Source organism: Arthrobacter sp. Dra40, from assembly GCF_059091905.1.
This window is the reverse complement of record NZ_JBNHHB010000067.1, coordinates 19,278-27,283: the sequence shown is the minus strand read 5'-3', so window position 1 is coordinate 27,283 and position 8,006 is coordinate 19,278. Positions and strand designations below refer to the sequence as shown.

9 protein-coding genes are annotated in these 8,006 nt (G+C 67.1%); 5 read left to right on the top strand and 4 right to left on the bottom strand.

The window, feature by feature from the left end:
• The 5 genes from tsf to AC5RWT_RS21315 all read left to right on the top strand — a co-directional run.
• The coding region (gene tsf, locus AC5RWT_RS21335; RefSeq protein WP_494081901.1) for a translation elongation factor Ts at positions 1 to 672 on the top strand (672 nt) is incomplete at its 5' end.
• A 167-nt stretch (positions 673 to 839) separates the two neighbouring features.
• Positions 840 to 1,583: a UMP kinase gene (gene pyrH / locus AC5RWT_RS21330; protein WP_493968155.1), complete on the top strand. Its 744-nt coding sequence runs from the start codon at positions 840 to 842 to the stop codon at positions 1,581 to 1,583.
• Between the two features lie 94 nt (positions 1,584 to 1,677).
• Positions 1,678 to 2,235, top strand: a complete 558-nt coding sequence (gene frr, locus AC5RWT_RS21325) for a ribosome recycling factor (RefSeq protein WP_493968154.1) — start codon at positions 1,678 to 1,680, stop codon at positions 2,233 to 2,235.
• A 23-nt stretch (positions 2,236 to 2,258) separates the two neighbouring features.
• Positions 2,259 to 3,161, top strand: a complete 903-nt coding sequence (locus tag AC5RWT_RS21320) for a phosphatidate cytidylyltransferase (RefSeq protein WP_494081900.1) — start codon at positions 2,259 to 2,261, stop codon at positions 3,159 to 3,161.
• A 94-nt stretch (positions 3,162 to 3,255) separates the two neighbouring features.
• Positions 3,256 to 3,846: a DivIVA domain-containing protein gene (locus tag AC5RWT_RS21315; protein WP_494081899.1), complete on the top strand. Its 591-nt coding sequence runs from the start codon at positions 3,256 to 3,258 to the stop codon at positions 3,844 to 3,846.
• Between the two features lie 14 nt (positions 3,847 to 3,860).
• Here AC5RWT_RS21315 and AC5RWT_RS21310 read toward each other — a convergent pair whose 3' ends face one another.
• The 4 genes from AC5RWT_RS21310 to AC5RWT_RS21295 are packed head-to-tail and all read right to left on the bottom strand — an operon-like array spanning position 3,861 to position 7,878.
• Entirely contained in the window at positions 3,861 to 5,375 is a 1,515-nt protein-coding gene (locus AC5RWT_RS21310; protein WP_494081898.1) for a sodium/solute symporter, read from the bottom strand.
• Entirely contained in the window at positions 5,372 to 5,893 is a 522-nt protein-coding gene (locus AC5RWT_RS21305) for a DUF485 domain-containing protein (RefSeq protein ID WP_494081897.1), read from the bottom strand. Before AC5RWT_RS21305 ends, AC5RWT_RS21310 begins: the two co-directional genes overlap by 4 nt.
• Positions 5,890 to 6,612, bottom strand: a complete 723-nt coding sequence (locus tag AC5RWT_RS21300; RefSeq protein ID WP_493968149.1) for a LytR/AlgR family response regulator transcription factor — start codon at positions 6,610 to 6,612, stop codon at positions 5,890 to 5,892. Before AC5RWT_RS21300 ends, AC5RWT_RS21305 begins: the two co-directional genes overlap by 4 nt.
• Before the next feature lie 51 nt (positions 6,613 to 6,663).
• Positions 6,664 to 7,878 (bottom strand): sensor histidine kinase, encoded by a 1,215-nt coding sequence (locus AC5RWT_RS21295; RefSeq protein WP_494081896.1) that lies wholly within the window; start codon positions 7,876 to 7,878, stop codon positions 6,664 to 6,666.
• Between the last annotated feature and the right edge of the window lie 128 nt (positions 7,879 to 8,006).

Genomic DNA, 8,006 nt, shown 5'->3' with positions numbered 1-8,006 from the left:
ACTGCCGAAGGCCTGGTTGCCGCCAAGGTCATCGACGGAACGGTCGGCGTCATGATCGAGGTCAACTGCGAGACCGACTTCGTCGCCAAGTCCGCCAAGTTCATTGAGCTCGCTGACAGGGTGCTGGCCGCGGCCGTCGAGTCCGGTGCAGCCGACCTTGAGTCGCTGCTGGCCACCAACGTCGAGGGCAAGGCGCTTGGCGACTTCGTCGTCGAAGAAGGCGCCGTGCTGGGCGAGAAGGTTGTTGTCCGCCGCGTTGCGCGGGTCGAGGGCAAGACTGTCGATGCCTACCTCCACAAGACCTCCAAGGACCTGCCCGCACAGGTTGGCGTCCTCTTTGCGGTCGACGGCGAGGGTGCTGCCGCCACCGAGGCTGCTCACGACGTCGCGGTGCACAGTGCTGCATTCGCCCCGTCCTACCTGACCCGCGACGAGGTCCCGGCAGAGACGGTGGAGAACGAACGCCGCATCGCCGATGAGACCGCGCGCGCCGAGGGCAAGCCCGAGGCCGCTCTCGCCAAGATTGTCGAAGGCCGCCTGAACGGCTTCTTCAAGGAAATCGTGCTGCTGGACCAGCCGTTTGCCAAGGACCCGAAGAAGTCCGTGGGCAAGGTGCTGGAAGAAGCAGGCGTCAACGCGACCGCCATTGCCCGCTTCCGCGTCGGAGCGTAACGTCGGTCGCACCGCTTAGGCGAACTGGCTGATTCAGATGACAAGGGGGTGGTCACCAACTGGTGACCGCTCCTTTTTCATGTCCGGATAGGCCGCGGCGGCCCGCCGGCCGCCACGCGCCACTCACGTAGTCCCAATCCCCAGAACCACGCACGCCGGGAGGCACCATGGAATCCCAGAACACCCAGCCCACCTCGCATGACGGGGCGAAACGCCGACGCGTTCTGCTGAAGCTCTCGGGCGAAGTATTCGGCGGCGGCAAGCTCGGCGTCGACCCGGACACCGTTCGCGGCATCGCCAAGCAAATCGCCGCCACAGTCGGCCAGGTCGAGGTGGCGATCGTCGTCGGCGGCGGCAACTTCTTCCGTGGGGCCGAACTGTCCACGTCGGGTATGGACCGCTCCCGCGCAGACTATATGGGCATGCTGGGAACCGTGATGAACTGCCTGGCACTCCAGGACTTCCTGGAGCAGGCCGGCGTGGACACCCGCGTGCAGAGCGCCATCACCATGGGCCAGGTCGCCGAGGCCTACATCCCGCGCCGGGCCATCCGGCACATGGAGAAGGGCCGGGTGGTCATCTTCGGCGCCGGCGCAGGCCTGCCCTATTTCTCCACCGACACCGTGGCGGCCCAGCGGGCACTGGAGGTGCACGCCGACGTCGTCCTGATGGCCAAGAACGGCGTGGACGGCGTTTACACGGCGGATCCGAAGAAGGACCCGGCTGCGGAAAAACTCGACACCCTGACCTACGACGAAGCCATGCGCCGGAACATCCGGGTGATGGACCAGACCGCTTTCAGCCTGTGCCGCGACAACAAGCTGTCCATGGTGGTCTTCGGGATGGAGGGCGAGGGCAACGTGACCCGTGCGATTTTGGGCGAGCAGATCGGCACCTACGTCACTGCCTGACTGGCGCCGGCGCCGCCGCCGGATAGCCTAGGATGGAATGCAGAGCCAGGACCGCGGGCACCGCGGGTGAATTGAAGGATGTGAAGGAGAGACCGTGATAGACGAGACGCTGCGCGAAGCTGCCGACAAGATGGACAAGGCAGTGGAAGTGGCCAAGGAAGACTTCGCCACCATTCGCACCGGCCGTGCCAATCCGGCTCTGTTTTCCAAGGTCACGGTCGACTACTACGGCACGCCGACCCCCCTGCAGCAGTTGGCGTCCTTCCAGAACCCGGAAGCGCGCACCCTGCTGATCACTCCTTACGACAAGTCGGCCCTGAACGATATCGAGAAGGCCCTGCGCGACTCGGATGTGGGCGCGAACCCCGCGAACGACGGCGTGGTGATCCGCGTGGTCCTGCCGGAATTGACCCAGGAACGCCGCAAGGAATACGTCAAGGTGGTCCGCGGCAAGGCCGAAGACGCCAAGGTCTCCATCCGCAACATCCGCCGCAAGGCGATGGACACCATCGGCAAGATGGTCAAGGACGGCGACGTCGGCGAAGACGAGGGCAACCGGGCCGAAAAGGAACTGGACGCCAAAACCAAGTCGCACACGGACAACGTGGACGAGTTGCTCAAGCGCAAGGAAGCCGAGCTGCTCGAGGTCTGATGAGTACGGACCAGCCTCAACCCATGGCTGGCGGTTCGCCGACACCGGCGGCTGGTCCGGGACCACGGCCGGCCGGACCGAAACGGCGCGCGCTGCGTGCCGCCGCCAAGCCTTCCCGTGCCGGCCGCAATTTGCCGGCAGCAATCGTCGTCGGACTCGCGCTGCTGGTGGTGGTGCTGGTAGGGCTGTTCCTCCTGCCGGATGCCTTCATGGTGGTGGTGGCCGGATTCGCCGTCGTCGGAGTGTGGGAGGTTTCCCGCGCCCTGACGGTGAAGGACATCAAGGTCCCGCTTCCGCCGCTGGTCGTGGGCGCGCTCGCCATGCCGGTGGCCGCGTACTATGGCGGTCCGGAAGGGCTGGCCTTCGCCCTGGTGGTTACCTGCGTCGCCCTGATGGTGTGGAAGTGCCTGGACAGTACCGAGGGCGCGGCCCGCAGCGTGCTCAGCGGCACCTTTATCCTGTGCTGGATCCCCTTTTTCATCAGCTTTTCCCTTCTGTTGCTGCTGGAGGAGTCCGGCGCGCTGAAGGTCGCCACCATGCTGCTGCTGGTGGTCTCCAACGACACGTTCGGCTACATCGTCGGTGTGCTCTTCGGCAAGCATCCGATGGCGCCGAAGATCAGTCCCAAAAAATCGTGGGAGGGTTTTGCCGGTTCGGTCAGCGGAGCAATCCTCATCGGTGTGCTGTGCTCGGTGTTCCTGCTGGACCTGCAGTGGTGGTTCGGGCTGGTGCTGGCCGTGGCCACGGTGGCGGCGTCGACCGTGGGCGACTTGGCGGAGTCCATGGTCAAGCGGGAACTGGGCATCAAGGACATGAGCAACATCCTGCCCGGCCACGGAGGCGTGATGGACAGGCTCGACTCGATCGTGTTTGCGGCTCCGGTCGCTTTCGTCCTCGCGTCCCTTCTGGCACCCGGAGCGGTGTAGCGGCTTCCTTGGCCGGGGAAATGGACCCTTCCGCATAGACTGGGCGTGGTACACAAGCGGAACGTATTGAAGGAACAGGAACACACAGGACACCATGGCGCGACGAACCATTGATGCCGGCAAGGGCAGTGCCCCGTTTGACCACGTGGACCGGCGCGACTTCGGCTACAACGCGCGCCAGGTGGATGACTTCCTTCGGCAGGCCCGGGAGTACTACAACAACCCCGAGCCCGACGACACCCCCATCACCAGCCGCGATGTCAGGGCCATGACATTCGATCCGGCCAGGGGCGGGTACGACCCGCGGGCCGTGGACGCCGCGCTCGACCGCCTCGAGGACGTTTTCGCCCAGCGGGAGCGCGATGCGCTGATCCGGCGCGAGGGCGAGCAAGCCTGGCTGACACAGATAGGACGCGTCTCGGCAATGCTGCGCGCCCGCCTGCACCGGGCCCCCGGCGAACGTTTCCGCCGGCCCGCGAAGCGCAACGCCGTCAGCTACAACGTCGAGGATGTCGACGCGCTCTGCGTTGAACTGCTGGGCTATTTTGAGCATGACCAGCCGATGAGCGTGGACGTGGTCCGCCGGGCCGTGTTCCGCGAAGCCCAGGGCAAGGACGGCTACGAGGAAAACCAAGTGGACGCGTTCCTGGACCGCGTGGTCGAGTTGATGGCCTCCATCGACTGACGGGGAGCCTCCGGTCAGCCTGCCGGGCCGGCCTTGCCGAACCGTCCGGCCGGAGCCGGCTCTTCGGCACGCTCCGGCGTGTGCAGTCGGGCCATGAAGCGGGCAACGGTGGCCGGCCGGCGCGACGCCGTGGCGCGGGAGACAGCGACGGTGACCAGGAAAGCCGCGGGAACAGTCCACGCTGCCGGCTGGCCCAGCGGCTCGGCCCAGGCACCCAGCGCAGGTCCTGCCACGGCGGCCGCCAGCAGTGAGCCGCCGCAGAGCAACGCCCCGGCCACCATGCCGGCAATCGCGCCGGCGTCGGTGAGGCCGCGCCACCAGATGCCCAGCAGCAATAGCGGGCAAATGGTTGACGCCGTGAAGGCAAAAACCGTGCCGACACTGCCGGCCAGGGCCAGCGACTCCGTTCCCAGTGCTATGCCCAGCGGCACGATGGCCGACAGCACCGCGGCCAGCCGAAAGCCCCTGACACTGCCGCGGAACAGGTCCTGGCTGACCACACCTGCCAAGGAGACCACCAGCCCCGAGGTCGTGGAGAGGAACGCGGCAAAGGCACCGGCCACCACGCACGCGCTCAGCAGGTCGCCGGCCAACCCGCCCACGATCCGGCCGGGCAACAGCAGCACGGTGGCATCGGCCTGGCCGCCGTTGGCCAGCCGTGGCGTGTGCAGCCGGCCGAGCACGCCGTACAAGGTGGGGAAGAGGTAGAACAACGCCAGCAGGCCCAACACCAGCTGTGTGGTGCGGCGGGCGGCTGCGCCGTCAGGATTGGTATAGAAGCGCACCAGCACATGCGGCAGCCCCAGCGTGCCGAAAAGCAGCGCAATGATGAGCGAGATATTCCGGTACAGCGAGGCATCGCCGGCGACATCCAGTGACGGGTCGAACGCTGCTCCGTTGCCGGTGGCCGACTGGCCCGAGCCGGCCAGGACCAGCAGGATGAACACCACCGGGACCGCCAGTGCGGTGAGTTTCAGCCAGTACTGGAAGGCCTGCACGAAGGTGATCGAGCGCATGCCGCCGGTCACCACCGACAGCACCACCACGACGACGACGGTGGCGGCGCCTATCCAGCCCGGCAGGCCGGTGGCGATGCGTACGGTGAGCGCGGCCCCATGCAGCTGCGGCACAATGTAGAGCCAGCCCACCGCGACCACCAGCAGGCTGGTCACCCGGCGGGCTGCGGTGGAGTCCAGCCGGGCAGCGGCGAAGTCGGGGATTGTGTAGGCCCCCGAGCGCCGCAGCGGGGCGGCGACGAACAGCAGCAGCATCAGATAGCCGGCGGTATAGCCAACAGGGAACCAGAGCGCATCGATGCCCGAGATCAGGATCAGCCCCGCGACGCCGAGGAAACTGGCGGCGGAGAGGTATTCGCCGCCGATCGCCGAGGCATTCCACCATGGTCTGACGGTCCGCGAGGCCACATAGAAATCACTGGTGGTGCGGGAGATGCGCAATCCGTAGATGCCGATCAACACGGTAGCGGCGCAGACCGCGGCCACGGCAGCCAGCCCGGCGGCGGTGTTCACTGCTGTGGCCCTGCTTCGGTCCAGTCTGCCGTGAGCTCGCGGAAGGTGCGCTCGTTGCGGGCAGCGGCGCGGTTGTACAGGGCGGCGCACGCGAGGATGACCGGATAGATGCCGATGCCCAGCAGCAGCCAGGGGAGCGGGATGGCAAAAATGGTCAGCGTTCCGGTCAGGGGTACCAGCGCGATCAGTAACGCCATGCCCAGCAGGATCAGCCCGAACCCGGCGGCGACCACCAAGGCCAGGCGCAATTGGGAGCGGACCAGGGAGCGGACGAAGAGTTCGCCGACTTCGGACTGCTCGGCGAGTTCGCGGGAAAACGTGTAGCCACCCGCCGGCTGGGGTGCGGCCGGACGCGGCGCCGTGACGCGGACCCGCTGCCGGAAGTTTCCCGAGGGGAGCTGTGCATCGCCGTCCGGAAGCGGGGATCCACCGTTCACACGTCGTGCACCGCCGTCGGAAAGCTGTGTGCCGCCGTCCGGGGACTCAGGAGTTTCACCGCGGTCCGCGCCACCGGTCATCCGCGCGGCCTGACCCGGGTGGCTTGCAGCTTGTCGCGGACAGAGGGCAAATGGCGCCTGCTGACCGGCAGTTCGGCGCCGTCGACCAGGATGCTGGCCCTGCCGGCGCTGATCCGCATGTGCTGGATCTGGTTCATGGCCACCAGATAGGAGCGGTGGATCCGGATGTAGCCGGCGTCGGCCCACTGTCGCTCCAGATCATTCAGCGGCACCCGGATCAGGTAGCTCGCATCGGCCGTGTGCAGCCGGGCATAATCCCCTTGGGCCTGCACGTACTTGATGTCGTCGCGCCGGATCATTTTGGTGATGCCGCCCTGGTCGACGGTGACGACTTCGGGTTTGGGGGCGCCGGCGTCCTCCATCAGTTCACAGATCCTGCGCACGGATTCCGCCAGTCGTTCTGCCCGGACCGGCTTCAGCAAATAGTCAACCGCGGCCAGCTCGAACGCCTGCAGCGCCTTGTCCTCATCGGCGGTCACGAACACGACGGCGGGCGGGCGGCTGAAACGGGAAATGACCTTGGCGATGTCCAGCCCGGTCAAAGCCGGCATGTGGATGTCCAGGAAGAGGGCATCGACGTCATGGCGTTCCAGGGCACGGAGCGCTTCGGCCCCGCTGCTGGCCCGATGGATCTGCCCGATCCGGGAATCCTGGGCCAGCAAGTACGCCAGGGCTTCCACGGCGGGGGCTTCGTCATCGGCGACAACCACATTGACCATGGGCCTCAGTCTATTAGGCTCCTGTCGGATGGGCTTCGCGCCGGGCGCGGTTCAGTCCACGCGGTTGCCCGGCTGGAACTTGGGCACGCGCAGGGTGACCAGGGTGCCGGAGCCCGGTGCCGTGTCGATGACCAGCCCATGTTCCTCGCCGTAGACCTGGCGCAGCCGCACGTCCACGTTGCGAAGGCCTACGTGGTCGCCGTCGGTCCTGCCGGCCAGGACGGCGCGCAGTCTCTCCGGATCCATGCCCACGCCGTCGTCTTCGATGGTCACCACCGCGTAGGCACCGGCGTCCTGGGCCGTGATGGTGATCCGGCCGGGGCCTTCCTTGGCTTCCAACCCGTGCCGGACCGCGTTCTCCACCAGTGGCTGCAGGGACAAGAACGGGATCACAGTGCTCAGGACTTCGGGACCGATCTGCAGACTGACCTTGAGCCGGTCGCCGAAGCGGGCGCGCTCCAGCAGCAGGTAGCGGTCAATCGACTTCAGCTCCTCGGCCAAGGTGGTGAAGTCACCGTGCCGGCGGAAGGAGTAGCGGGTGAAGTCGGCGAACTCGATCACCAGTTCCCGTGCCCGCGCGGGGTCGGTCAGGATGTAGGAGGCGATGGCATTGAGGGCGTTGTAGATAAAGTGCGGGCTGATTTGTGCCCGGAGGGCGCGCACTTCGGCTTCCATCAGCAAGGTGCGTGAGGTGTCCAGCTCGGCCAGTTCGATTTGCGTGGCTACCCAGGCGGCGACTTCGTTGGTGGCCCGCACCAGCGAAGCCTCCACGTGTCCGGTATAGGCGCCCACTGTGCCAACCACCCGCTCCTGGACCCGGATCGGAGCGAAGACTGCTTCGGACAGGCCGCGCTCTGCGGCGCGGTCCGACGTGACGCGGCCGTCGGGGAGCAACTGGTTGCCGCGGAAGACCTGGGTGCGGCCGGACGCCATTGTCTTGCCGGCCAGGCGCAGGGCGGACTCCGGCGGCTGGCTGGCGCCGTCCCAGCCCAGCACATCGTCCGGCCCGGTCAACACCAGCACCTCGGAGCCCAGCAGGCCGCGCAGGTGCCGGCTGGCCTTGCCCGCGCCGGCCGGCGTCAGCCCGGCGCGCAGGTGCTGTCCGGCCAGACCTGCCGTGTGCAGCGTGGTGTAGGTGGCGCGGTCGGCTTCGGAGCCCAGGTCCCGGTAGGAGCGGGTCAGCTTGAAGCCCACCAGCGCGATCACCCCCACCGCCACCGCGGCGAGGGCGGCGATGAGCGCGATGTCCGCGGCCGGGCTGAGCATGCTGTCCAGCCTAGCCGCTGCCGTCCGGCCGCTTGCAGTTCGGCGCAGGTGAGCGCCGTTTACCGCAGCTGGTAAACCGTTCGGCGATGCACACGGCCGGGCTGCTGGCCTGAAGAGGGCGCCAGCTA

Coding starts and splice junctions, on each gene's coding strand:
- AC5RWT_RS21300 (WP_493968149.1), bottom strand. CDS start 6,612: ATGGTCAATGTGGTTGTCGCCGATGACGAAGCCCCCGCCGTGGAAGCC.
- AC5RWT_RS21320 (WP_494081900.1), top strand. CDS start 2,259: ATGGCTGGCGGTTCGCCGACACCGGCGGCTGGTCCGGGACCACGGCCG.
- AC5RWT_RS21315 (WP_494081899.1), top strand. CDS start 3,256: ATGGCGCGACGAACCATTGATGCCGGCAAGGGCAGTGCCCCGTTTGAC.
- AC5RWT_RS21305 (WP_494081897.1), bottom strand. CDS start 5,893: ATGACCGGTGGCGCGGACCGCGGTGAAACTCCTGAGTCCCCGGACGGC.
- pyrH (WP_493968155.1), top strand. CDS start 840: ATGGAATCCCAGAACACCCAGCCCACCTCGCATGACGGGGCGAAACGC.
- AC5RWT_RS21295 (WP_494081896.1), bottom strand. CDS start 7,878: ATGCTCAGCCCGGCCGCGGACATCGCGCTCATCGCCGCCCTCGCCGCG.